The 24,678-nt window shown below is 74.1% G+C and carries 23 protein-coding genes; 13 read left to right on the plus strand and 10 right to left on the minus strand.

Going from position 1 to position 24,678, the window contains the following annotated elements; translation table 11 throughout:
* Positions 1–60: 60 nt before the first annotated feature.
* Both alc and allB read right to left on the minus strand, forming a co-directional pair.
* The gene (alc, locus tag RBJ77_RS43795; protein ID WP_372350093.1) at positions 61–1,194 is read right to left on the minus strand and encodes an allantoicase; all 1,134 of its coding nucleotides are present in this window, start codon (positions 1,192–1,194) and stop codon (positions 61–63) included.
* Positions 1,191–2,537, minus strand: a complete 1,347-nt coding sequence (gene allB / locus RBJ77_RS43800) for an allantoinase AllB (protein ID WP_372350094.1) — start codon at positions 2,535–2,537, stop codon at positions 1,191–1,193. The genes alc and allB overlap by 4 nt, the downstream gene beginning before the upstream one ends.
* 209 nt (positions 2,538–2,746) lie before the next feature.
* On the opposite strand from allB, the gene RBJ77_RS43805 reads away from it, so the two are divergent.
* Entirely contained in the window at positions 2,747–3,547 is an 801-nt protein-coding gene (locus tag RBJ77_RS43805) for an IclR family transcriptional regulator (RefSeq protein ID WP_372350095.1), read from the plus strand.
* A 140-nt stretch (positions 3,548–3,687) separates the two neighbouring features.
* On the opposite strand, the gene RBJ77_RS43810 is transcribed toward RBJ77_RS43805, so the two are convergent.
* Complete coding sequence (locus RBJ77_RS43810; RefSeq protein ID WP_372350096.1) at positions 3,688–4,374, minus strand: ABC transporter ATP-binding protein; 687 nt, start codon at positions 4,372–4,374, stop codon at positions 3,688–3,690.
* Complete coding sequence (locus tag RBJ77_RS43815) at positions 4,371–5,429, minus strand: ABC transporter permease (protein ID WP_372350097.1); 1,059 nt, start codon at positions 5,427–5,429, stop codon at positions 4,371–4,373. The genes RBJ77_RS43810 and RBJ77_RS43815 overlap by 4 nt, the downstream gene beginning before the upstream one ends.
* 135 nt (positions 5,430–5,564) lie before the next feature.
* Between RBJ77_RS43815 and RBJ77_RS43820 the strand changes: the two genes are divergently transcribed.
* Together RBJ77_RS43820 and RBJ77_RS43825 are read left to right on the plus strand one after the other, a co-directional pair.
* Positions 5,565–6,740: a sensor histidine kinase gene (locus RBJ77_RS43820; protein WP_372350098.1), complete on the plus strand. Its 1,176-nt coding sequence runs from the start codon at positions 5,565–5,567 to the stop codon at positions 6,738–6,740.
* Positions 6,737–7,363: a response regulator gene (locus tag RBJ77_RS43825; protein ID WP_372350099.1), complete on the plus strand. Its 627-nt coding sequence runs from the start codon at positions 6,737–6,739 to the stop codon at positions 7,361–7,363. The genes RBJ77_RS43820 and RBJ77_RS43825 overlap by 4 nt, the downstream gene beginning before the upstream one ends.
* Positions 7,364–7,471: 108 nt before the next feature.
* Here the strand turns inward: RBJ77_RS43825 and RBJ77_RS43830 are convergent, their stop codons facing one another.
* A complete protein-coding gene (locus RBJ77_RS43830) occupies positions 7,472–8,077 on the minus strand; it encodes a universal stress protein (protein WP_372350100.1) in 606 nt (201 codons plus the stop codon).
* 100 nt (positions 8,078–8,177) lie between these two features.
* Here RBJ77_RS43830 and RBJ77_RS43835 point away from each other — a divergent pair, with 100 nt between their 5' ends.
* Entirely contained in the window at positions 8,178–9,656 is a 1,479-nt protein-coding gene (locus RBJ77_RS43835) for a PLP-dependent aminotransferase family protein (protein WP_372350101.1), read from the plus strand.
* A 25-nt stretch (positions 9,657–9,681) separates the two neighbouring features.
* Here the strand turns inward: RBJ77_RS43835 and RBJ77_RS43840 are convergent, their stop codons facing one another.
* Positions 9,682–10,002: a DUF5955 family protein gene (locus RBJ77_RS43840; RefSeq protein ID WP_255967294.1), complete on the minus strand. Its 321-nt coding sequence runs from the start codon at positions 10,000–10,002 to the stop codon at positions 9,682–9,684.
* 192 nt (positions 10,003–10,194) lie between these two features.
* On the opposite strand from RBJ77_RS43840, the gene RBJ77_RS43845 reads away from it, so the two are divergent.
* On the plus strand, positions 10,195–10,797 hold the full coding sequence (locus RBJ77_RS43845) for an NTP transferase domain-containing protein (RefSeq protein ID WP_372350102.1): 603 nt from the start codon (positions 10,195–10,197) through the stop codon (positions 10,795–10,797).
* Between the two features lie 206 nt (positions 10,798–11,003).
* On the plus strand, positions 11,004–12,626 hold the full coding sequence (gene aceB / locus RBJ77_RS43850; RefSeq protein ID WP_372350103.1) for a malate synthase A: 1,623 nt from the start codon (positions 11,004–11,006) through the stop codon (positions 12,624–12,626).
* 280 nt (positions 12,627–12,906) lie between these two features.
* On the opposite strand, the gene RBJ77_RS43855 is transcribed toward aceB, so the two are convergent.
* Positions 12,907–13,812 (minus strand): HipA family kinase, encoded by a 906-nt coding sequence (locus RBJ77_RS43855; RefSeq protein ID WP_372350104.1) that lies wholly within the window; start codon positions 13,810–13,812, stop codon positions 12,907–12,909.
* A 109-nt stretch (positions 13,813–13,921) separates the two neighbouring features.
* On the opposite strand from RBJ77_RS43855, the gene RBJ77_RS43860 reads away from it, so the two are divergent.
* The 3 genes from RBJ77_RS43860 to RBJ77_RS43870 all read left to right on the plus strand — a co-directional run bounded on the left by RBJ77_RS43860 (position 13,922) and on the right by RBJ77_RS43870 (position 17,248).
* On the plus strand, positions 13,922–15,169 hold the full coding sequence (locus RBJ77_RS43860) for an FAD-dependent monooxygenase (RefSeq protein ID WP_372350105.1): 1,248 nt from the start codon (positions 13,922–13,924) through the stop codon (positions 15,167–15,169).
* Positions 15,170–15,230: 61 nt separating this feature from the next.
* Entirely contained in the window at positions 15,231–16,502 is a 1,272-nt protein-coding gene (locus RBJ77_RS43865; protein WP_372350106.1) for a VWA domain-containing protein, read from the plus strand.
* On the plus strand, positions 16,502–17,248 hold the full coding sequence (locus tag RBJ77_RS43870; protein ID WP_372350107.1) for a hypothetical protein: 747 nt from the start codon (positions 16,502–16,504) through the stop codon (positions 17,246–17,248). The genes RBJ77_RS43865 and RBJ77_RS43870 overlap by 1 nt, the downstream gene beginning before the upstream one ends.
* A 70-nt stretch (positions 17,249–17,318) precedes the next feature.
* On the opposite strand, the gene RBJ77_RS43875 is transcribed toward RBJ77_RS43870, so the two are convergent.
* Positions 17,319–17,963, minus strand: a complete 645-nt coding sequence (locus RBJ77_RS43875; RefSeq protein ID WP_372350108.1) for a winged helix-turn-helix transcriptional regulator — start codon at positions 17,961–17,963, stop codon at positions 17,319–17,321.
* Between the two features lie 80 nt (positions 17,964–18,043).
* Here RBJ77_RS43875 and RBJ77_RS43880 point away from each other — a divergent pair, with 80 nt between their 5' ends.
* The 4 genes from RBJ77_RS43880 (at position 18,044) to RBJ77_RS43895 (ending at position 20,999) form a co-directional block, all read left to right on the plus strand.
* A complete protein-coding gene (locus RBJ77_RS43880; protein WP_372350109.1) occupies positions 18,044–19,252 on the plus strand; it encodes a pyridoxal phosphate-dependent aminotransferase in 1,209 nt (402 codons plus the stop codon).
* Between the two features lie 28 nt (positions 19,253–19,280).
* Complete coding sequence (locus RBJ77_RS43885) at positions 19,281–19,901, plus strand: C39 family peptidase (RefSeq protein ID WP_372350110.1); 621 nt, start codon at positions 19,281–19,283, stop codon at positions 19,899–19,901.
* A 3-nt stretch (positions 19,902–19,904) separates the two neighbouring features.
* Positions 19,905–20,363, plus strand: a complete 459-nt coding sequence (locus tag RBJ77_RS43890) for a hypothetical protein (protein ID WP_372350111.1) — start codon at positions 19,905–19,907, stop codon at positions 20,361–20,363.
* Between the two features lie 96 nt (positions 20,364–20,459).
* Entirely contained in the window at positions 20,460–20,999 is a 540-nt protein-coding gene (locus tag RBJ77_RS43895) for a hypothetical protein (protein WP_372350112.1), read from the plus strand.
* A 16-nt stretch (positions 21,000–21,015) separates the two neighbouring features.
* On the opposite strand, the gene RBJ77_RS43900 is transcribed toward RBJ77_RS43895, so the two are convergent.
* Complete coding sequence (locus tag RBJ77_RS43900) at positions 21,016–22,308, minus strand: SWIM zinc finger family protein (RefSeq protein ID WP_372350113.1); 1,293 nt, start codon at positions 22,306–22,308, stop codon at positions 21,016–21,018.
* The coding region (locus RBJ77_RS43905; RefSeq protein WP_372350114.1) for a DEAD/DEAH box helicase at positions 22,305–24,678 on the minus strand (2,374 nt) is incomplete at its 5' end. The genes RBJ77_RS43900 and RBJ77_RS43905, both read right to left, overlap by 4 nt.

Genomic DNA, 24,678 nt, shown 5'->3' on the forward strand with positions numbered 1-24,678 from the left:
ATGAGGATGCGGGGCGCACCGGTGCTGTCGGGCCGGTGCGCCCCGCAGGTTCCTTCGCCGTCAGGCGCCCGACTCCGCGTGGCGCGCGGCCAGTTGGGCGACGCCCTCGTCCGTCAGGGAGCCGAACAGCCGCAGCCGCGAGATGCCGCCGTCGGGGAAGATGTCGACGCGGGCGTGCGTGCCGACGGCCGGGGTGTCGAGGACGAAGCGGTGGTTCGTGTCGGGCTGCATCCGCGTACGGGGCAGCACCTCGACCCAGTCACCGTCCTCGCCGTCCTTGACGGAGACCGCCGCCCAGCCCGCGCTGTTCCCCTTGAGGTACGCGGTGTCGATCTCCAGGGCGCGGATCTCGGAGCGGGCGACGAGCCGGTAGCGGATCCAGTCGTTGCCGTGGTCGCGGCGGCGCCGGGTCTCCCAGCCGTCGTCCATCTTGCGGGAGCGGCCCGGCTGGATGGTGTTCGACGCGGGCGAGTAGAAGAGGTTCGAGGCGTCCTCGGCGCGGCCGCCGTTCTCCAGGGCGACGACGTCGAAGGTGCCGAGCGCGGCGAGCCACTGCGGGTCGGGGACGACCTCGCCGTGGACGCGCAGGCGGGCGACGCCGCCGTCCGGGTGCTGGTTGAGGCGCAGGTGCGTGAAGCGCTGCTCGACGTCGACCGCGAACCCGTTGGCGGCGTGGCCGCCGACCGCCGTGCGCGGGACGAGGGTCGTCCACTTCACGTCGTCGGCGAGCAGCTCCTCCGGGGTGGGCGCGCCCTCGACGGACGTGGCCTCCACGGAGACGGCCTGGGGGTAGTTGCCACGGAAGTGGGCGGTGTCGACGACGATGCCGCGGATCACGCCGGGGGCGCCGAGGCGGACCAGGGCCCAGTCGTGGTCATCGGCGGTGGGCCACGGGTGGTCCGCCCCGGCGCCGCGGCGCCGGCGGGTCTCCCAGCCGTCCATGATCTTGCCCTTGTGGCCGAAGTGCTCCGGGTCGAACTCGGCGCGCTCGGGCACGAGGAGGTTCTCGCGCTGGGCGAAGAACTCGTCGTTGGCGGCGATCACACCGGCGCCGAGCTGGCGCGCGGCGAGGTCGGCGTACCGCGTGAACGGGAAGTCCGCGGTGCGGTAGTCGGCGTACGGGTCGCCGCCGCCGTAGGGGCTGGCGTCACCGGTGAAGCTGGGTATCCCGGAGTTCGCGGTCACGGTCGTCACTTGTTCCTTTCGAGCAGCTTGCCCTGCGGGGCGGTGAACTCGCCGTCGGCGACGATGCGTTCGCCGCGCAGCCAGGTCGACTTCACGACGCCGTGCAGCGTCTTGCCCGCGTAGGCGGTGACGCGGTTGCGGTGCTGGAGGGCGGCCGGGTCGACGGTGAAGGTCTCCTCGGCGGCGAGGACGGCGAAGTCGGCGTCGCGGCCGACGGCGATGGCGCCCTTGCGGTCGTCGAGGCCGACCAGCTTCGAGGTCCGCTCCGACATCCAGCGGACCACGTCCTCCAGCGAGTACCCGCGCTCGCGGGCCGCGGTCCAGATCGCGGACAGGCTGAGCTGGAGACCGGAGATGCCGCCCCACGCGGTCGCGAAGTCGTCGGTCTTCAGGTCGGCGGTCGACGGCGAGTGGTCGGTGACGACGCAGTCGATGGTGCCGTCGGCGAGCGCCGCCCAGAGCAGGTCCTGGTTGGCGGCCTCACGGATGGGCGGGCAGCACTTGAACTCGCTGGCGCCGTCCGGGACTTCCTCGGCGGTGAGGGTGAGGTAGTGCGGGCAGGTCTCGACGGTCAGCCGGACGCCCTCGGCCTTGGCGGCGGCGATCAGCGGCAGCGCGTCGGAGGACGACAGGTGCAGGACGTGCACGCGGGCGCCGATCCGCTTCGCCGTGTCGATCAGGCCCTTGATCGCGACGTCCTCGGAGATCCGGGGCCGCGTCGCGAGGTAGTCGTCGTACTTCGGGCCGCTGTTGCTGGGCGCGACGTCGAGCTCGTGCGGGTCCTCGGCGTGCACGATGAGCAGTCCGCCGAAGCCGGCGATCTCGGCCATCGAGGCGGTGAGCTGGTCCCCGTTCAGATGCGGGAACTCGTCGACGCCGGACGGCGACAGGAAGCACTTGAAGCCGAAGACCCCGGCGTCGTGCAGCGGACGCAGGTCCTTGACGTTGTCGGGCAGGGCGCCGCCCCAGAAGCCGACGTCGATGTGCGCCTTGGCGGCGGCGACCTCCTGCTTCGTCCGGAGGTTGTCGACGGTCGTCGTCGGCGGCAGGGAGTTCAGCGGCATGTCGACCAGCGTCGTGATGCCGCCGGCCGCGGCGGCGCGGGTGGCCGTCCAGAAGCCCTCCCACTCGGTGCGCCCCGGGTCGTTGACGTGGACGTGGGTGTCGACGATGCCGGGCAGCAGCACGTCGTCGCCGAAGTCCTCGAGCCGGGCCCCCGCCGGTACCTCCGCGTCGTGCGCGCGCACGGCGACGATCTTCCCCTGGGCGACGGCGACCGCTGCGGGCCGCGTACCTTCGGGGGTGATGACGCGGGTCGAGCGCAGCACCAGTTCGACTTCGACGTCCGACACCCTGGACCTCCTCAGTTTCAACGTTCTGTTGAAGGAGTTTTCACTCCTTCTTCCTGAGCCGTCAAGGCTCTGGATGTTTCCACAAAGTGAAATTATGATTCCGGTACGCAGAACGTAGCTACCGACGAACTTAGAGGTCAAGGGATCACCGGCCGGGAAACCGCCGGGTACGCTGCATCTCTGCCTGCCCGCCTCGAAAGGAACGCGCCGTGCCGACGTCCAACGCCAGCACCACTGATACCGCCAAGTCCGCGCCAAGCGGCGGTGTCCAGTCGCTCGAGCGCGCCTTCGACCTGCTGGAGCGGATGGCCGACGCCGGCGGCGAGGTGGGCCTCAGCGAACTCTCCGCGAGCAGCGGCCTGCCGCTCCCCACGATCCACCGTCTGATGCGCACCCTGGTCGCCTGCGGGTACGTGCGCCAGCAGCCCAACCGCCGCTACGCGCTGGGCCCGCGCCTGATCCGCCTCGGCGAGTCCGCGTCGCGCCTGCTCGGCACCTGGGCCCGGCCGTATCTGGCCCGCCTGGTCGAGGAGACCGGCGAGACGGCCAACATGGCGCTGCTCGACGGCGACGAGATCGTCTACGTCGCGCAGGTGCCGTCCAAGCACTCGATGCGCATGTTCACCGAGGTCGGGCGACGGGTGCTGCCGCACTCGACCGGTGTGGGCAAGGCGCTGCTCGCGCACACGCCGGCCGACGAGGTGCGGGCGCTGCTCGGGCGGACCGGGATGCCGGCCGCGACCGAGAAGACGATCACCACGCCCGACGGTTTCCTCGACGCGCTGCAGGAGGTACGGGACCTCGGGTACGCCGTCGACGACAACGAGCAGGAGATCGGGGTGCGCTGCCTCGCCGTGCCGGTACCGGACTCGCCCACGGCGGCGGCCATCTCCATCTCCGGGCCCGCGGGGCGGGTCACGGAGGCGGCGACGGACAAGATCGTGCCGGTCCTTCAGCAGGTCGCCCGCGAACTCTCGGAGGCCCTCGCGAGCTCCGGTTCCGCGTCGTAACTTCGACCGTCTGTCGCCACCTGCGGGCCGGTGGGGGCTGGTCGCGCAGTTCCCCGCGCCCCTGTGGGCGCACGGAGTGCGCCTTTCAGGGGCGCGGGGAACTGCGCGAGAAGCCCCCACCGGGCCGCGGACGGCAGCGGTCAGGACGCGGCAGCCCGGGCACCGGCCAGGCGGCCGTCCACGATCTCCACGACCTGGTCCGCGACGCCCAGGGAAGCCCGGTCGTGCGTGACCAGCACCGTGGCCGTGCCCCGCTCCCGCGTCAGCCCCGCCAACAACTCCAGCACGGCCACCCCCCGCTCATGATCGAGCGCACTGGTCGGCTCGTCCACCAGCAGCACCCGCGGAGCGTTCATCAGGGCCCGCGCGATGTTGACCCGCTGCCGCTGCCCGCCGGAGAGCTGGTGCGGCCGCCGGTGCGCCTGCTCGGCGAGCCCCACCGCGTCCAGCAACTCCCGCGCCAGGGACCGGACTTCACGCGGCCGACGGCCGCCGAGGTGCGCCATGACCTGGAGCTGCTCCAGAGCGGTCAGGGACGGCAGCAGGTTCGGCTGCTGGAAGACGATGCCGATGGCGCGGCGCCGCAGCCGAGCCGCTTCGGCCCGGCCGAGCCCGGTCGCCTCGACCCCGTCGACGAGCACCCGCCCGCTGTCCGGCGACACGAGCGTCGCGGCGACGGCCAGCAGGCTGGACTTCCCCGATCCCGACGGCCCCACGACGGCGGTGAGCCCGCCCGCCGGAACCTCGAGACCGACCCGGTCCAGGGCCGTGAGGCGGCCGTCCCCGTCGGCGTAGGTGAGGGTGATGTCGTCGAGCAGCAGGGTCATCGGGCGCTCCCGAGCGCGGTGAGGGGGTCGACGGCGGTGATCCGCCGGATGGACAGGGCGGCGCCGACGAGACCGAGGACGGTCATCACGGCGGCGGGCCCGACCGCGGTCAGCGGCTCCAGGACGAACGGCACGCCGTCCGGCACGAACGCGCCGATGAGCGCGGCGAGGCCGGTCCCCACCGCCGTACCGCCGACCAGCACGAGCACGGCCTGGCCGAGCGCGTCCCGCAGCAGATAGCCCGTCGACGAGCCCAGCGCCTTCAGGACGGCGATGTCCGCGCTGCGCTGGATCGTCCAGACCGTGAAGAAGGCGCCCACGACGAGCGCCGAGATGACGAAGAGGAAGCCGCGCATCAGTTGCAGGGAGCCGTTCTCGGCCTGGTAGGACCCTATGGCGGACAGGGCGCCCTCGATGTCCTTCGTCTCCGTGCCGGCCGCCCGGTCCGCGGCCGGCAGATCGGCGCCCGAGGTGCGCAGCGCGACCACGGTGGCCCCGGCGGAGCGGGCCAGGGACTGCCAGTCGCCGAGGTCGGCCCAGACGACGGGGGTGTGACTGTACGAGGCGTCGCCCGAGACCGCCGCGACCGTGAGGGTCGTCCCGCCGAGCGTGATCTCGTCGCCGGTCCCGGCCCCCAGTTCGTCGGCCGCCTTCGTGGCGAGGACGACGGTGCCGGGCGCCGTCGCGTCGGGCGCGAGGCCGGAGTCCGGGCGCACCCCGAAGACCGATACGGCCGCGGTCTGCCGGCCGGCGTCCGCGTTGAGCGTCCTGATGCCGATCGGTTCGGCGCTCGTCACCCCCGGCCGCCCGGCGAGCCCGCGCCACTGGTCCGGGGTGACGGTCGAGCCGGTGAAGGACACCGACTGGCCGGCGGCGGGCCGCCCGAAGGCGAGGTGGTCGGCGGGCAGCCCGGTGAGCGCGGACGTGTTGTCCCGGGCCAGCCCGGCGGTCAGCCCCGAAAGCAGTCCCACCAGCAGCGTGATCAGTACGATCACGGATCCCATCAGGGCGAAGCGGCCCCTGGCGAACCGCAGATCTCTCCATGCGACGAACATGTCGTCCACCCTGCGTCCCCGTGGCCCTCCCGGGCATCGCGCCACAGCACGCTTCACCCGAATCGAAGGAGGGACGTCCGGATCGAACTTTCGGTTGACCGGTTCGGGGCGATGACTTCGTACGCTGGTGACGGTATGGATCCACGTTCGCTCACCCCCGCCCTGCGCGCCCTGCGCCTCTGCCTGCACCTGCTGACGGCGGGGCTGCTGGCGCTCGTCGTGCTGCGGGCCACGGGCGGCCCGGTGGTGGCCGTGGCCGTGGTGATGGGCGCCGTGTACGCGGCGGGCCCGCTGCTGCCCGCCGTGCGGGCCACGCGCGCGGGCGCCGCCTGCTGGCTCGGGACGCTCGGCGCGGTGTGGGCGGTGCTCCTCGCCCTCTCCCCCGACGGCCTGTGGCTGGCGTTCCCGCTCTACTTCCTGCTGCTGCACCTGCTGCCCGCCCGCTGGGCGCTGCCCGCGGTCGCGGTGGCGGCGGGCGCGGCCATCGCCTCGTACGTGGGGCACGGCGGCGGGCTCAACCCGGGGGCGTTCATAGGGCCGCTGCTGGGTGCGGCCGTCGCCGTGGCGACCGTGCTCGGCTATCAGGCGCTGTACCGGGAGAGCGAGCGCAGGCAGCGGCTGATCGAGGAGCTGATCGGCGCGCGGGCCGAGCTCGCCGACGCGGAGCGCACGGCGGGCACCCTCGCGGAGCGCGAGCGGCTGGCCCGCGAGATCCACGACACCCTCGCCCAGGGCCTCTCCTCGATCCAGCTCCTGCTGCGGGCCGCCGGCCGCGACCTGCCGCCGGACTCGCCCGCCGCCGCCCACATCGAGCGGGCCCGCGCGACGGCGCAGGACAACCTCGCCGAGGCCCGCCGCTTCGTGCGCGCCCTCACCCCGCCCGACCTGGCGACCGGCTCCCTCGCGGCCGCCCTGGAACGGCTCTGCGCGACGGCCCCGGGCCCGGCCGCGCGGTTCACGACGAGCGGCACCCCGCTCGCGCTGCCCACCCCGTACGAGGTGGCGCTGCTGCGGATCGCCCAGTCCGCGCTCGGCAACACGGTGCGGCACGCGCGGGCGGACCGCACGGAGATCACCCTCAGCTTCATGGAGACCTCGGTGACCCTGGACGTCGTGGACGACGGCATCGGTTTCGACCCGGCCCGCGCGGCCTCCGGCGACGGCGGCGACCGCGGCGACGGCGGGTTCGGGCTGCCCGCGATGCGCGCGCGGGTGCGGGCGCTGGGCGGCACGTTCACCGTCGAGTCGGCGCCCGGCCGTGGCACCGCCGTCGCCGTCAGCCTGCCGCTGCCCGCCGGGGGTGCCGGGTGATCCGGCTGCTGCTCGCCGACGACCATCCCGTCGTACGGGCCGGGCTGCGCGCCGTCCTCGACGCGGAGCCCGACTTCGAGATCGCCGCGGAGGCGCCCACGGCGGAGCGGGCGGTGGAGCTCGCCGGCTCGGAACGGGTCGACGTGGTGCTGATGGACCTGCAGTTCGGCGCCGGGATGCACGGGGCGCAGGCCACGGCGCTGATCGCCGCGCTGCCGGACGGCCCGCGGGTGCTCGTCCTGACCACGTACGACACCGACGCGGACATCCTCGCGGCGGTGGAGGCGGGGGCCTCCGGCTATCTGCTGAAGGACGCGCCGCCGGAGGAGCTCGCGGCGGCCGTCCGCACGGCGGCCTCCGGCCGGTCGGCGCTCGCTCCCGCCGTCGCGGACCGGCTGATGGACCGGATGCGGGCGCCGTCCGAGGCGCTCAGCCGTCGTGAGCTGGAGGTCCTTCAGCTCGTCCGGGACGGTCTGTCCAACGCGGACGTCGCCCGCGAGCTCTTCCTGAGCCAGGCCACGGTCAAGTCCCACCTGGTCCACATCTACGCGAAGCTGGGCGTCGACTCGCGCACGGCGGCGGTCGCGGCCGCGGTCGGTCAGGGCTTGCTGCGGTCCCGCTAGGGCCTGTCGTCAGACACCGCGGGGCAGACGGGAGTGTGCCGACAGGCCCCAGGGGCGGCTGGTCACGCCCACGCGGCGGAGCCGCGCATCGACCCGGTCCCGCGCCCCTCAGGCGGCGAAGTCCGCCGCCTTCACGTGCCGCAGGGCTCGAAGGTCCGCGCGCGGCACCGGACGCAGCGGAACCGTCAGGACCGGGCACACCGCGTACCGCCGGACGTACCGGTGCACGGCGCCGCGCCGCCGCCCCGGACGCAGACCGACGACCAGCAGGTCACCCGGGTGCGCGGCCAGATCGAGCAGCACGGCACCCGCCCGCGACCGCTCGACTCGCAACGTCACGTCCACCCCGGCCGGCATCCCGCCGAGCGCCTCGTCGAAGGCCGCGGTCAGCCCGGCGCGAGCCGTGTCGTGCCAGTGCCGGGCCCACTCCCGGTCGGGCCAGCGGCGGTACAGCCCCTCCCCCTCGGGCGGCTCCCAGGCCACCACCGCCACGAGCGGCCGGCCGGAGCGGCGTGCCTCGTCCACCGCGGAGCGCAGCGCGGCCCGGCTCGCCGGGGAGCCGCTGACGCCGACCACGACCCGGCCGCCCCGGTCCGGCACCGGCGGGCGGCCCGGACGGCGGCGCAGCCGCCACGGTCGCGCGGCGGTGTCCTCGGTCCGGCGCTGCAGCTCGCGCTCGACCCGGTCGCTGAAGCCACTCCTGTCGGTGTGCATGACGTGCCTCCTCGTTCCCACCCAGGCCACTTCTCCTCGGCCACTGCCGAGTCTGTACGCTGATTGGCCTGGGCAGCAGGGCCAATGGCGGAGATGTGGCATGGCGGTTGACGGAGTGGTCCGCAGCATGGACAGCAGGGCGCGGGGCCTGGGCAGCAGGCGGCTCGCCGAGCTGGTGACCGGGGTGGCCGGGCAGCGGCCCGGCTACCGGGCGCTCGCCCAGGGCGTGCGGACGCTGCTGCTCGACGGCCGGATCGCGCTGCACGTCCGGCTGCCCGCGGAGCGCGAGTTCGCCGCGGCGCTCGGGGTCAGCCGGGCCACGGTGACGGCCGCGTACGACCTGCTGCGGGAGAGCGGCTACGCGCGCAGCAGGCGGGGTGCCGGGACGTGGACCGAGCTGCCGGACGGGGTGCGGCCGACGAGCGTGGCCACCCCGGCGGCCGGGGAGGGCGTGATCGACCTGGCGATCGCGGCGCCGGGCGCCGTGGCGGACGAGCTGACGGCGGCCTACGCGGCGGCCGCCGCGGACGTGGCGCGGCACGCGGAGACCCCCGGCTACCACCCGTACGGGCTGCCGGAGCTGCGGGCCGCGATCGCCGAGCGGTACACGCGGCGGGGGCTGCCGACGCTGCCGGACCAGATCCTGGTCACGACCGGCGCCCAGCAGGCCGTGTCGCTCACCCTCACGCTGCTCGGCCGGCCCGGTGACCGGATCGTGGTGGAGAACCCGTCGTACGCCAACGCCCTCGCGGTGATCCGGCAGTTGGGGCTGCGCACCGCGCCCGTGCCGGTCACCGAGGACGGCTGGGACGCGGAGCTGTTCGCGACGACGCTGCGGCAGGCGGCGCCCCGGCTGGCCTATCTCATCCCGGACTTCCAGAACCCGACGGGCCGCCTGATGCCGACCGAGCAGCGGCAGCGGCTGATCGCGGCGGCGCGGGCCACGGGCACCTGGCTGGTCGTCGACGAGACGATCGCGGACATCGCGCTCGACGCGCCGACGCCGCCGCCGTTCGCCTCGCTCGCGGCGCAGGGCGGCGGCGAACAGATCGTCACCGTCGGCTCGTTGAGCAAGGGGCACTGGAGCGGGCTGCGGGTCGGCTGGGTGCGGGCGGGCACCCGGCTCATCACCGAGCTGACGACGCTGCGGGTCACCGCGGACATGTCCGGGTCCGTCCTCGACCAGCTGGTGGCGGGCCGGCTGCTTGACCGGGAGGCGGAGATCCTGCGCCGCCGGCTGCCGGTGCTGCGCGCGCAGCGCGACCACCTGGCGGCCGCGCTGAGCCGTGAATTCCCGGACTGGCGCTGGCAGTTGCCGCCCGGCGGCATGTCGCTCTGGGTCGATCTCGGGCGGCCGGTCGCGTCGGCGCTCGCCCGGGCGGCGCTGCGGCACGGGGTGCGGATCGAGGGTGGTTCACGGTTCGGCGCCGACCCGGGCACCTTCGAGCACCGGCTGCGGTTCCCCTACACGCAGCCGGTCGAGGTCGCCGACGAGGCGGTGCGGCGGATCGCCGCGGCCCTGGACGGCGGGCTCGGCGCGGCGGGCGACGAGCCCGGACGGCCGCACTGGGTCGCCTGACCCGTCAACCGCCGTGCCCGCCGCGTCAGTTGCGCTCGACCGGCGGGCCGCCGAACAGCTCGACCGCGCCCCGCACCTGGGTGAGCGCCGCGGACAGCGCGCTCACCGACCCGATGGCGCCCGCGACCAGCAGCAGCGACCGGCGCAGCCGCGGCACCTCGGGCGCACCGCCGCCCGCCATGGCGTCGAGTGCCGCCAGCTCGTCCTCCGCGATGCCCCGGTCGGGGAACTCGGCCGGGTGCGCCGCCAGTTCCCGCCGGAGCCGGGACACGGCGGTACGCAGCTCGGCCACCCGCGGGTCCTCGTCACTGCCGGTCACAAGCCTCTGCTCCACGCTCCGCAACACAGCTCTCCCCCTCGCACGTCGTCGTGCGCTGTCGTACGTCCCCGCCCGGACGGTGGTCGGGCGCCCAACCGGGGTTTGTGGGCGACTAGTTAACGCCACACCGACTGTCCGGCGCCAGTCCGTTGCGCAGGGCAACTGAAGTCGTGCGCGGCCGGGCGCGCGCCGGGCGCGGACGTGCGGTATGCAGAGGGCATGACGACGACGGAAACGGACGAGGTCGTGGGGCTGCTGCTGGCCGCGGGCGGCGGGCGGCGGCTCGGGGGGCGGCCCAAGGCCCTGCTGTCCCACCGCGGGCGCCCGCTCGTGGAACACGCGGTACGGATGCTGCGCGCGGGGGGATGCGACCGGGTGCACGTGGTACTCGGTGCGGCGGCCGGTGACGTACGGGCGCGGGCGGAGCTCGACGGGTGCGTCCTCGTGGTGAACCCGGAGTGGGCGGACGGCATGGGTTCGTCGCTGCGGGCGGGCCTGGGCTCGCTCGCGGGCTCCGGCGCCGGTGCGGCGCTGGTGCTCCTGGTCGACCAGCCGGGGATCGGCGCGGCGGCGGTCGGCCGCGTACGGCAGGCGTACCGGTCGCCCGGCTCGCTGGTGGCGGCCGCGTACGACGGGGAGCGCGGGCATCCCGTGCTGTTCGGCCGCGACCACTGGGCCGGGATCGCGGCGAGCGCGAGCGGGGACCGCGGGGCGCGCGCCTATCTCAAGGAACACGCGGCGGAGGTGGAGCTCGTGGAGTGCGGTGATGTGGCCGATGCGTACGACATCGACACGGAAGCCGATCTCCAGCACCTTGAGTGAGGTGCGTGGCACTCAGCGCCACGTTCTGTCGATTCAGAGAATCTCGACATCAACAAACGATTGAACTTCCACGATAAGGAAACTAGTATCCACTGATCAGAAGGGCCGGTCCCCCCTCGCGGGGCCAGCAGCCGTATCCAGACGTACCCAGACGCGCCCGGCACCGCGTGCCGCCCGCGTCCGCTCGCTGAAGGAAGTGACAGCTCATGTCCGCACCAGCGCCGTCCTCGCTGGCCATCGTCGACGCCACGCCCCTGCCCCGGCAGGACGAGGTGCTCACCGATGCGGCCCTCGCCTTCGTGGCCGAGCTGCACCGGCTGTTCACGCCCCGGCGTGACGAGCTCCTCACCCGCCGGGCCGAGCGCCGCGCCGAGATCGCCCGCACCTCCACGCTCGACTTCCGCCCCGAGACGGCCGCCGTCCGCGCGGACGACACGTGGAAGGTCGCGCCCGCTCCCGCCGCGCTGAACGACCGCCGCGTCGAGATCACCGGCCCCACCGACCGGAAGATGACGATCAACGCGCTCAACTCGGGCGCCAAGGTCTGGCTCGCCGACTTCGAGGACGCCTCCGCGCCGACGTGGGAGAACGTCATCGGCGGCCAGCTCAACCTGACCGCGGCCTACAACCGCTCCATCGACTTCACCGACGAGCGCACCGGCAAGTCGTACGCGCTCAAGGACGCGGGCGACCTCGCGACCGTCGTGATGCGGCCCCGCGGCTGGCACCTCGACGAGCGCCACCTGGTGGACGAGGCCGGCAAGCCGGTCCCCGGCGCCCTGGTCGACTTCGGCCTCTACTTCTTCCACAACGCCAAGCGGCTCATCGAGCTCGGCAAGGGCCCGTACTTCTACCTCCCGAAGACGGAGTCGTACCTGGAGGCCCGCCTCTGGAACGACGTCTTCGTCTTCGCGCAGGACTACGTCGGCATCCCGCAGGGCACCGTCCGCGCCACCGTCCTCATCGAGACGATCACGGCCGCGTACGAGATGGAGGAGATCCTCTACGAGCTGCGCGACCACGCCTCCGGCCTGAACGCGGGCCGCTGGGACTACCTCTTCTCCATCGTCAAGAACTTCCGTGACGGCGGCCAGAAGTTCGTCCTGCCGGACCGCAACCTGGTCACGATGACGGCCCCCTTCATGCGCGCGTACACCGAGCTGCTCGTCCGCACCTGCCACAAGCGCGGCGCGCACGCCATCGGCGGCATGGCGGCCTTCATCCCGTCCCGCAAGGACGCCGAGGTCAACAAGGTGGCGTTCGCGAAGGTCCGCGACGACAAGGACCGCGAGGCCGGCGACGGCTTCGACGGCTCCTGGGTCGCGCACCCGGACCTCGTCCCGATCGCCATGGAGTCCTTCGACAAGGTCCTGGGCACCAACCCGAACCAGAAGGACCGCCTGCGCGAGGACGTCTCCGTCGCCGCCGGTGACCTGATCGCCATCGACTCGCTCGACGCGAAGCCCACCTACGACGGTCTCGTCAACGCCGTCCAGGTCGGCATCCGCTACATCGAGGCGTGGCTGCGCGGCCTCGGCGCCGTCGCCATCTTCAACCTCATGGAGGACGCCGCCACCGCGGAGATCTCGCGCTCGCAGATCTGGCAGTGGATCAACGCGGGTGTCGTCTTCGAGAACGGCGAGACCGCGACGGCCGAGCTGGCCCGCGAGGTCGCCGCCGAGGAGCTGGCGAGCATCAAGGCCGAGCTGGGCGAGGACGCCTTCGCGGCGGGCAAGTGGCAGCAGGCCCACGACCTGCTGCTCCAGGTGTCCCTGGACGCGGACTACGCGGACTTCCTGACGCTGCCGGCGTACGAACAGCTCCGCTGACCGACCCGTACGAAGGCCCCCGGCACCGCACAGCGCCGGGGGCCTTCGTCTGTTCGTCACCTGCGGGCCGGTGGGGCTTCTCGCGCAGTTCCCCGCGCCCCTGAGATGCGCACTGCGTGCGGCATCTCCCCACCGGGGGAAGGCTGCGCGCCAGCGCACGCCTTCAGGGGCGCGGGGAACTGCGCGACCAGCCCCCACCGAACCCGCAGACACAATCGGTATCTAGGGGCGCGGGGAACTGCGCGAAAAGCCCCGGGGCAGACGCGATCCGACCCCCGGGTCAGCCCAGGTGAACGGACCAGTCCTGCTCCGCTGCCGGCTTGCCGTGGAGGTCCGGCACCCGCTTCAACCACGCCGGCCGCCCCTTCTGCGTCGCGGCAGCCCGCCGCGCATCCGCCGCGGCCAGCTCGTCCCGGGACGGGAAGTCCGTGGGGAGCCAGGCCGCGGAGGACCGGGCGCGGGCCAGGAGGTACGTCACGTACGCGTCCCGCGCCTCGTCCGGCGTGGCGAAGTCCGTGAGCCAGGCGTCCGGCACCAGGGCGAGGACCTCGCGCAGGAGTTCCCCGGTGACCCGGGGCGCCAGCTCCGCGTCGGCCGCGCGCGTGTCGGGGCCGTAGCCGCCGAGCGCGTGGTGCTTGAAGTCGTACGCCTTGTCGGGCGCCGCCCCCTCCCACCGGTGGTGGAAGACGAGCGCCGCACCGTGGTCGATGAGCCAGAGCCGGGGCGGGGCCGTCCCGAAGGTGGGCCAGACCATGAGGTTCGAGCTGTGCACGGTCCGGTCGACGTTGACGGTGAGCGCGTCGAGCCAGACGATCCGGCCCGCTTCGAGCGGGTCGACGGGGAACGTCTCGGCGATCTCGGGCGTGAAGTCGACCGCGCCCGGCAGGAAGTCCATGCCGAGGTTGAGCCCGGCGCTGGCCCGCAGCAGGTCCTGGACCTCCTGGTGCGGTTCGTCGGCGGCGACCGCGGGGTCGAAGTGGGCGAGCACCAGCTCCGGGAAGCGCAGGCCGAGCCGGCGCGCCAGCTCGCCGACGACGATCTCGGCGACGAGTGCCTTCACGCCCTGCGCGGAGCCGGTGAACTTCAGGACGTACGTGCCGAGGTCGTCCGCCTCCACCACACCGGGGACCGAGCCTCCGGTGTGCAGCGGGTTCAGGTATCGGACGGCAGTCACTTCGCGCAGCACGCCTGCCACTCTAATCGGCCGCGTCCGCTCGACACCGGCGTGTCCGCCGCCGCTGCCTGGGAGGATCGCGCGCGGTGCGGATCAGGGGCGACGGAGCGGGGAGTCGGGCATGGGCAGGGAAACGGGCGCGTCGGTCGCCGTGGTGGGCGGCAGCATCGCGGGGTGCGCCGCGGCGCTCGCCGTGCGGCGCGGCGGCATCGGCTCCATCACGCTCTTCGAGCGTGCCGAGGGGCCGCTCGGCGAGCGCGGTGTCGGGGTGGCGCTGCACAACGACCGGTACGCGGAGCTGGCCGCCTCCGGGTACGTCGACGCGGGGATGCCGTGGGTGCAGATGGCGACGCGCCGCTGGTACGTGCGCGACGGCCGCGACGGCGGGCCGCTGGGCCGGCGGATCTGGAGCGCGCCGTTCCCGTTCCGGACGTACAACTGGGGTCCGTTGTGGCGGGAGTTGCGGCGACGGGTGCCGTCGGACGTGGACTTCCGGTCCGGTGCGCCGGTCCGGGAGGTGACGGCGGCGCCGGACGGGGCCGGGGCCCTGGTGCGGGTCGGGGACCGGACGCCCGAGCGGTTCGACCTGGTGGTGGGCGCGGACGGCTACCGGTCCGTGGTGCGGGCCGCGGCCTGCGGGGCCACGAGTCCGGTGTACGCCGGGTACGCGGCGTGGCGCGGCGCGTTCCCCGTCGAGCGCCTCGGCGATCCGGGGCGGTGGCCCGAGGACGAGTGCGCGTACGTCGTCTTTCCCGGCGGCCATCTGGTCGTGTACCGCATCCCGGACCCGGAGACCGGCGGCCACCGCGCCAACTGGGTCCTCTACACGACACCGCCGCCGGGCCACGACGCGGCGCTCACCTCGCCGACGAGCCTGCCGCCGGGCACGGCGTCGGACGCGCTGCGAGCCCATCTCTCCCATGTGGCGGCGGAGTTGCTGCCGCCGTACTGGGGTGATCTGGTCCGCCTCACGACGCCGGACGAACTGATCCTGCAGCCGTTGTACGACTTCACGGCCGACCGGTACACGGCACCGGGGATGCTGCTGATCGGTGACGCGGCGACCGTGGCCCGGCCGCACACCGGCGCGGGCTCGGTGAAGGCGCTCCAGGACGCGACGGCCCTGGAGGCCGCCCTGACCACGGCCCCCGACCTCCCCGCGGCCCTCACCGCCTACGACGCGGACCGCGCCCCCACCGGCCGCACCATGGTCGACCTGGGCCGCCGCCTCGGCCGGGCGATGGTGGAGTCCACCCCGGACTGGCGGTCCCTGGACTCCGCGGGCCTGGCGGCGTGGTGGCAGGGGATGGACGGGGCGAAGGCTTTCGGCGGGCGGGAGTTGGGGCGCGGCGCGCGGGCGACGGGCTGAGGCAGGGGCCGGCCCCGGCCTCGTTTTGGCATCGCCCCCGCATGATCCATAGGATCCGCCGATGATCACTAGACAACGGCTGGCGGCGGGCGCGTGTGCCCTGTTCGCGGCCCTGGCCCTGGGCGGGCTCGCGCCTGCCGGGGCGTACGCGGACGAGCCGGACAAGCCCGCTCCCAAGGTCGAGCTCGTGCTGGACGTCAGCGGTTCCATGCGGGCCCGCGACATCGACGGCGACTCGCGGATGGCCGCGGCGAAGCAGGCGTTCAACGAGGTGCTCGACGCGACGCCGGAGGAGGTCGAGCTCGGGATACGCACGCTGGGCGCGAACTACCGCGGCGACGACCGCAAGACGGGCTGCAAGGACACCGAGCAGCTCTACCCCGTCGGCCCGCTGGACCGCACGGACGCGAAGACCGCCGTCGCGACGCTGCAGCCCACCGGCTGGACGCCGATCGGCCCCGCGCTGCTGAAGGCGGCCGACGACCTCGGCTCCGGTGACGGGACGAAGCGCCTCGTCCTCATCAGCGACGGCGAGGACACCTGCCAGCCGCTCGACCCGTGCGAGGTGGCCCGCGAGATCGCCGCGAAGGGCATCGGGCTCACCATCGACACGCTCGGCCTGGTGGCCGACGCCAAGACGCGGCAGCAGCTGTCCTGCATCGCCGACGCCACCGGCGGCACCTACACCTCGGTCCGCCACAAGGACGAACTCACCGACCGTGTGGGCCAGTTGGTGGACCGGGCCGCCGATCCCGTGGTCACTCCGGTCGCCGTCGACGGTACGGCGCAGTGCGCCGACGCGCCGGAGCTGAAGCCCGGTCTGTACACCGACCGGGAGAAGTTCGGCGAGCACCGCTTCTACCGGGTGGCCGTCGAGCCCGGCAAGGAGCTGCGGGCGTCGGTGAGCGTCGCGGCCGACCGCGCCGTGAACCGGGACTACGGGGTGCTGCTGCGCGCGGTCACCACGCACGGCCGGGAGATCGTCCGCGGCCAGGAGGCCGGCGACGGACGCACGGACGTCATCTCGACCGGGCTGCGCTATCCGAAGGCGGAGGCGGACGACGAGGACGAGGCCGGTGCCGCGGCCGAGACGGTCTGCCTCCAGGTGTCCCACTCCTACTCCGCGCCCGCGTCGGTGAAGACCACGCCGGGCCTGCCCGTCGAGCTGACCGTCGATGTGGTGGACGGTCCCGACGAGGCGTCGGACGTGGCGGCCTTCGGGCTCGGCCGCGGCTGGTGGTTCCTGGCCGCGCTGGTCGTCGCCGGCTTCGTCGCGGGTGTCGTGTGGGGCTGGATCTCGCGTTGGCGTATCGCTGTCTGGAGGACCAACTGATGCGTAGCAGACGGTATTTCGCGGGTGCGCTGCTGGCCCTGACGGCCCTGGCGGCGTTCGCCGGACCGGCCGCCGCGGCGGACTCCGACGACGACGCGAAGAAGGCGCCGGCCGAGGCGGGCACGTCGTTCCGTACGGCCGCGCAGTTCGAGCAGGGCCAGAAGGCGACGGCGAGCGCGTCCACGGGTGACTACCTGTACTGGTCGTTCCCGGCGGACGCCGGTCAGCGCCCGACCGTGAAGGCATCGGTCGAACTGCCCGACGCGCAGGCCCGGCACGGTGCGCAGACCTGGCGGATCGACGTGTACGACGGGCTGCGCCGCCGCCAGTCGTGCAGGTACGGGACGCAGGCGCGCACGGTGGCGGCGGACGCCGCCCGGGTGGACCTGGCCTGCACGCTGCGGACCGTCCGCGCGTGGTCGGAGCCGTGGGCGAACGACCCGCTGCCCGGCACGTACTTCGTGCGGCTGACGGTGACCGGGCTCGCGGACGCCGATCTGGGTCTGCCGGTGACGGCGTCGGCCGAGGCCACCTCGCGGGACATCGGCGGCGCGGCCGCGGTCGACGGCACGCTGTCCGCTCCGCTGGTGCCGGGCACCGTCACCGCGTCCGACGACCAGGACTGGTCGTCCGGCTGGTGGACGAGCCGGTGGCTGTGGACGGGCGCCGGTGCGGTGCTCGCCGCGCTGGCCGGGATCGGGGGGTACGCCCTGACGCGGGGCTCGGGCCGTCCGGCCGGAGTCTGACGCCGGAAAGTCTGACGGCTGAACGCACGCGGGGTCCGGGGCAGCGCCCCGGGCCCCGCTCCCCGACTCCTCAGTCGACGGCGTGGCTCGATCCACCCAGCGCCTTCGCCAGCGCCCCCTCGCCCGTCACCGCGATCCGGCCGCCCCGCACCGCTTCCACCAGTCCGGCCGCCCCCCGCGCCACCTCGTCGCACACGGCCGCGCCGATGACCAGCCGGGCGTCCGCGGTGCCCGCCTCGTACGGCCCGTCGCCGTACACCGGGTCGCCGCCCACCCGCACGTGGAACTCCCCCTCGTCCACGCGGACCTCGACCACGCCCGGCTCGCCGAGCGCCTCCAGTTGCCGCAGCAGCGGCAGGGCCAGCCAGTGCGCCCGCACCGCGTCCGTCGGCCGCCGCTCGGCCAGCTCCGCCGCGCCCCATTCGCCCAGCGCGTGCAGCACGGGCAGCAACTGGCGCCCCCGCTGCGTGAGTTCGTACACGTACACCGAGGCCGGCGCGGTGAGCCGCCGCCGGGTGGCGAGTCCGTCCCGCTCCATGTCCTTCAGACGCGTGGCCAGCATGTCCGTACTGACGCCGGGGAGGTCGGCGTGCAGGTCGGTGTAGCGGCGCGGCCCGGCGAGGAGTTCGCGCACGATCAGGAGCGTCCAGCGGTCCCCGACGGCGTCGAGGGCGCGGGCGGCGGCGCAGTACTGGTCGTAGCTTCGGCGTGGCATGACGCGCAGTCTATGCATCTTGTTGGACTTTCCAAGCTCCCACTTGGTAAAACCAAGTACCCCAGCTAGGAGGCACGCACATGGAGTTCCGGCAGTCGAGCAAGCTGAGCGAGGTCTGCTACGAGATCCGCGGCCCGGTGATCGAGCATGCCAACGCGCTGGAGGAGGCCGGCCACAGCGTGCTGCGGCTGAACACCGGCAACCCTGCGCTGTTCGGCTTCGAGGCGCCCGAGGAGATCGTCCAGGACATGATCCGGATGCTCCCGCAGGCGCACGGCTACACGGACTCGCGCGGCATCCTGTCCGCCCGGCGCGCCGTCGCCCAGCGCTACCAGGGGCTCGGCCTGGACGTCGGCGTCGACGACGTGTTCCTCGGCAACGGCGTGTCCGAGCTGGTCTCGATGGCCGTGCAGGCGCTCCTGGAGGACGGGGACGAAGTCCTCATCCCCGCCCCGGACTTCCCTCTGTGGACCGCGGTCACCACGCTCTCCGGCGGCAAGGCCGTGCACTACGTCTGCGACGAACAGGCCGACTGGTACCCGGACCTGGACGACATGGCCGCGAAGATCACCGACCGGACCAGGGCCGTCGTCCTCATCAACCCGAACAACCCCACCGGCGCCGTCTACCCGAAGGAGATCGTCGAGGGCGTCCTCGACCTCGCCCGGCGGCACGGCCTGATGGTGTTCGCCGACGAGATCTACGACCAGATCCTGTACGACGACGCCGTGCACCACAGCGCCGCCGCCCTCGCCCCCGACCTCGTCGTGCTCACCTTCTCCGGCCTGTCCAAGACGTACCGCGTCGCCGGGTTCCGGTCCGGCTGGCTGGTCGTCACCGGGCCGCAGCAGCACGCCAAGAGCTATCTGGAGGGGCTGACGATGCTCGCCTCCATGCGGCTGTGCCCGAACGCGCCCGCCCAGTACGCCATCCAGGCCGCACTCGGCGGCCGCCAGTCGATCCGTGAACTGACCGCGCCCGGCGGCCGGTTGCACGAGCAGCGCGACAAGGCGTGGGAGAAGCTGAACGAGATCCCCGGCGTCAGCTGCGTCAAACCCAAGGGCGCCCTCTACGCCTTCCCCCGCCTCGACCCGAAGGTGCACAAGATCGTCGACGACGAGAAGTTCGTCCTCGACCTGCTGCTGCGCGAGAAGATCCAGGTCGTCCAGGGCACCGGCTTCAACTGGCCGCGCCCCGACCACTTCCGCATCCTCACCCTCCCGTACGCTGACGACCTCGACGCCGCGATCAGCCGGATCGGCCGCTTCCTGAGCGGCTACCGCCAATGACGCTGCCGGCCTGAAGACGGGAGCACCCGTGCCGTCCTGCACCACCTGCTCGTACCCGAGCCACACCCAGTTCGCCTCGCCCGAGCTGGTCGGGCCCATCGTGTCCGGGGAGTTCGACCGGGCGCAGGACCCGGCGTGGCGGGAGTCGGGGGCGACGACGGTGGCGGACTACGCGCGCTGGTGCGGCCATCTGTGCGGGGCGACCTGCCTGCGGATGGCACTCGGCGCCGAGGCGCCCTCGCTCTTCGAACTCCGCGACGGGGCCCTGAAGTTCGGCGCGTACACGGTCGACGCGGCGGGCGAGATCCACGGCATGGTGTACGCCCCGGCGGTGGAGTACGTACGGGACGTGCACGGCCTGGACGCCCGGGTGCACCGCGAGCTGAGCGTGGCCGGGATCGGGGAACAGCTCGACGCGGGGCGTCTCGTCGTCGCCTCCGTCCACTACGCGATCCGCCGCCCGCACGAACCGGCGCCCGGCCGGGGCGGCCATCTGGTCCTGGTCACCGGCCGCACGGCCGACGGCACCGGCTTCCACTTCCACAACCCGTCGGGCACGGACGCCGCGACGCGCACGGCCGAGCTGCCCGCCGCCCGGTTCGCGGACTACTTCGCGGGCCGCGGCATGTCGCTGCCCGGCCGGGGCTAGCCCGTGGACGCCGCCCTGATAGCCGTGCTCGGCACGCTCCTCGGCTCGGTCGTCACGCACTACTTCCAGGGCCGTGCGACGGTGCGCAGCGCCGAACTGGCCCGCGCCGAACAGCTCCGCCAGGAACGCATCTCCAGTTACAGCGCGTTCGCCGGTGCGCTCTTCGACTTCCGCCGCAGCCAGAACGACCGTTGGTTCCGCTCCCACGAGAACCCGGGCGGCCGGGAGGCGGAGACCGCGCGCTTCGCCTCGTACGAGGCGCGGATCGCGGCCCGCCAGGCACTGGTCCGGGTCCAGCTGGTCTGCGACGACCCGCGGCTGCGCCAACTCGCCGAGCAGGCCTTCGAGTTGACGAACTGCATGCACGAGGCGACGGACGAGACGGACCGCGACCGCCGCTCGCAGCGCAGCAAGGAGGCACTGAGCCGTTTCGTGGAGACAGCGGCGCCGAGCGTGCGCTAGCGCACTTCGGTACGAGCGCCAGGGCCTCTCGGTACGGGTACGGGTACGGGCGGCTGGTCGTGCGTACCCGCGGGCGGCGGCGGGCATTTTCCCGGTATGACCGACAGGCCGTTGCTGCTGCTCGACGTCGACGGGCCGCTGAACCCCTACGCGGCGCGCTTCCCCCGGCTGCACGGCTACCACGCGCACCGGCTCAGCCCCAGCACCTGGCTGGCCCGTCAGGAACCGGGCTCGCGCAGCCGGCGGCGCGGGCTTCGGGTCGTGCTGCACCCGGGACACGGGGCGCTGCTGCGGGCGCTGCCGTACGAACTCGCCTGGGCCACCACGTGGATGCACGAGGCGAACGAGATGATCGGCCCCGCGATCGGCCTGGCCGGGGAGCTGCCGGTCATCGAGTGGCCCGAGCTGTTCGCCCACGACCCGGACGGGCTGTACTGGAAGACCCGGACGCTCGTGGAGTGGGCGGCCGGGCGGCCGTTCGCCTGGGTCGACGACATGGTGACCGAGCGGGACGTGGCGTACGTGCGAGCCCACCACGACGCGCCGGCGCTGCTGCTCACGATCCATCCGCGGCGGGGACTGCGCGCGGACGACTTCGCCCGGCTGCGGGAGTGGGCCGTGCGGACGGGCGCCTGATGAGGCGCCGGGCGGGTCAGCCGCCCAGCAGTCCGTCGAGGGCCCGCACCGGGTCGGCGTCCGGCTCGCCGCGCGGCCACCAGTCCTCCCGGCCCGGGTCCGACTCGTACCCGTACCACAACCCGTCGCGGCCCAGGCGGAGTTGGAGGGACGGGGTGGACAGATGGTTGCGGCGGGGGCGGAACTCGGGGTGGCCGGTGGCGAGGAGGGCCGGGCGGGCCCGGTCGAAGGGGCCGGCCGGCGGGTCCCACTCCTCCTCCAGGACCCCGAGGCCGTCGATGCCGCCCTGCCGCCAGGCGGCGACCGCGCGGGCGAGGTCGGCGGGGGTGCGGCCGGTGCCGCGGGCCAGCGACGCGTACAGCGCGCGCGTCGCCGCCGTCAGCCCCGAGCCGGGGTGGGCGGCGGCCAGCCGGACGGCGTCCTGCCACGCCGTGAGGCTCGCGATCGGGTCCGTGCCGGTGGTGAGGAGCGCATGGGCGCGGCCCGCCGCCTCGGTGGCCAGCAGGTCGAGCGCGAGCGGGTCGGGGGCGCCCGGCGCCTGCGGGTAGGACGGGGGCCGCTCGGGGAGGGCGGGGGCCGGGAACTCCGGTGGCAGCGGCGGCCGTTGCACGTCGGAGGTGAGCGTCTCGTGGGCGGGCACCGAGTCGAGCGCGGGCGCGGCCGCCTCGGACTGCTCCGCCGCGGCGTGCGTCGCGTTGCGCCGGGTGAGGTCGGCGAGGAGCTCCTGCTCGCCCCGGCCGCGCAGCAGGAACAGGACGAACGGGTCCTCGTCGACGAGCCGCGCCGTCTGGTAGCAGAGCGCCGCCGCGTGCTTGCAGGGGTGCGCGCGGTCCGGGCAGGTGCACTCGGGCACCACGTCGTCGACGGCGGGCAGCAGGTCGACGGCGGCGGCCAGCGCGTGCGGCACGTCCTTGTCGAGCAGGGACGCCATGTGGTCGGGGCGGGCCGCGGCCGTGTCCAGGAAACGCTCCCACGCCTCCTCCGACAGGGTGCGCAGGCGCAGCTCGGCCCGGTACGGGCGGGGGCGCGAGCCGTGCACGTAGGCGACGACGCGGCCGGGGGTCACCGTGATCGCGTCGACGTGGCCGCGGTCCGCGTAGGACCGGCCGCGCGCGAGGCGGGCCGGGTCGAGGGCGGTGTCCTCCAGGGCGTCCACCCAGGCGGTGCCCCACCAGGTCAGGGCGGCGCCGGCGGACTCCGCGCGCGGCGGCAGCGGCGGGAACGTGCGGCGCAGGTCCGTGTGGCGGGCCTGCGCCTGCTCCCCCGCGCCGGCCCGGCTCGGGACGTGCGGCCTTCGCGTCGGGCTCATCGGATGGCCTCCCGGCGCAGCGACACCAGGTCGGACAGCTCCCGGTCGGTCAGCTCGGTCAGCGCCGCCTCGCCGGAGCCGAGCACCGCGTCGGCCAACGCCCGCTTGGACGCGAGCAGTTCGGCGATCCGGTCCTCCACGGTGCCCTCGGTGATGAGCCGGTGCACCTGGACCGGCTGGGTCTGGCCGATGCGGTAGGCACGGTCGGTGGCCTGCTCCTCGACCGCCGGGTTCCACCAGCGGTCGAAGTGGACGACGTGGCCCGCGCGCGTGAGGTTCAGTCCGGTGCCCGCCGCCTTCAGCGACAGCAGGAAGACGGGGACCTCGCCGGACTGGAAGCGGTCCACCATCCGCTCGCGCTCGGCGACCGGGGTGCCGCCGTGCAGCAGCTGGCTGGGGATGGCGCGGGTCGCCAGGTGGGTGGCGAGGAGCCGGGCCATGGACACGTACTGGGTGAAGACGAGCACGGAGCCGCCGGAGCCGTCCTCGGCGACGATGGTGTCCAACAGCTCGTCGAGCAGCGCGAGTTTGCCGGAGCGGCCCGCCAGGCGCGGGCGGCCCGACTCGGCCTCCTTCAGGTACTGCGCGGGGTGGTTGCACACCTGCTTGAGGGAGGTGAGCAGCTTCATGATGAGGCCGCGGCGGCCGATGCCCTCGGCCGCCTCGATCTGTGCCATCGACTCGCGCACCACGGCCTCGTACAGCGACGCCTGCTCCCGTGTGAGGGGGGCCGGGTGGTCGGACTCGGTCTTGGGCGGCAGCTCGGGCACGATGCCCGGGTCGGACTTCTTGCGGCGCAGAATGAAGGGGCGGACGAGCCGGGAGAGGCGCTCGATCGCCTCGGGGTTCACCCCGCCGTGGCCCTGCAGCGGGACCTCGCCCTCGACGGCGCGCGCGTGCCGGGCGCGGAACGCCTTGAGCGGTCCGAGGAGTCCGGGGGTCGTCCAGTCGAGCAGGGCCCACAGCTCCGACAGGTTGTTCTCCACGGGGGTGCCGGTGAGGGCCACGCGCGCGGGGGCGTCGATCATGCGCAGGGCCTTCGCCGTCGCCGAGTTCGGGTTCTTCACGTGCTGCGCCTCGTCGGCGACGACCATGCCCCAGGTGTGTCCGGCGAGCTCGGCGGCGCGGGTGCGCAGCGTGCCGTACGTGGTGAGGACGAAGCCGCCGCCGAGGCCCTCCAGGGTGCGGTCGGCGCCGTGGAAGCGGCGCACGGGGACGCCGGGCGCGAACCGCTCGATCTCCCGCTGCCAGTTCCCGAGGAGCGAGGCGGGGCAGACGACGAGGGTGGGCTGCGGCCGGTCGCGGCGCAGGTGCAGGGCGATGAGCGTGACGGTCTTGCCGAGGCCCATGTCGTCGGCGAGGCAGCCGCCGAGGCCGAGCGAGGTCATCAGGTCGAGCCAGGCCAGACCGCGCAGTTGGTAGTCGCGCAGGGTCGCGCGCAGGGCGGCGGGCGGCTCGACGGTGTCGAGGCCCCGGGTGAGCCGGTCGCGCACCTCGGCGAGGCGCCCGGTCGGCACGGCGGCGACCCGCTCGCCGTCCACCTCGGCCTCCCCGGTGAGCGCCACGGCCAGCGCGTCGACGGGCTCCAGCAGGCCGAGCTCCCGCTTGCGCGCCTTGCGGACGAGGTCGGGGTCGACGACGACCCACTGGTCGCGGAGCCGGACGACGGCGCGGTGCGACTCGGCGAGCTCGTCCATCTCGCGCTCGGTCAGCGGGTCCCCGTCGAGCGCCAGCTGCCAGTTGAACCTGAGCAGTTCGTCGCTGTCGAAGAACGTCGTCCCGTCCGTCGCCGAGCCGGGCGCCGTCCGGGCGCGGACGACGGCGGTCGCGGTGAGCGAGCGGGCCAGCTCGCGCGGCCAGTGCACGGTGACGCCGGCCTGCGCGAGGCGGGCCGTGCCCGGGCCGAGCAGATCGATCAGCTCGCTCTCGGCGAGGGCCAGCACGTCCGGCACGTCCTGCTCCAGGAGGCGGGCGAGCGGGGGCCAGGCGGCCGCGGCGCGGCGCACCGCGAGGATCGCGTCGATGCGGGTGCGGGGGCCGAAGTGGTCGCCGGCCTCCCCGGCCCACAGGCGGGCGGCGTCCACCACGCGCGTGGGGTCGGCGAGGCTGTGCACCTGGACGACGGCGGCGCCGGCCCGGCGGGCGCCGGGGTCGTCCGCCGCGTCGGTCTCCTCCGCTCCGTCGAACAGGGCGTGCTGCGCCAGGTCGAGGCGGAGCGACACCTTCACGCCCGCGTCGAGTCCGGCCGCCGCCTCGACGGCCCAGGGGCGGGCCTGCGGAATGTGCTGGGCCGCGGCGGCGGCGAACGGGGCGCCCGCCGCGTGGGCCGCGGCGGGGGTGCGCGGCAGTGCGTCGGCGACGGCGTCCAGG

This window comes from Streptomyces sp. KL116D (assembly GCF_030766975.1).
GTDB lineage: Bacteria > Actinomycetota > Actinomycetes > Streptomycetales > Streptomycetaceae > Streptomyces > Streptomyces longispororuber_A.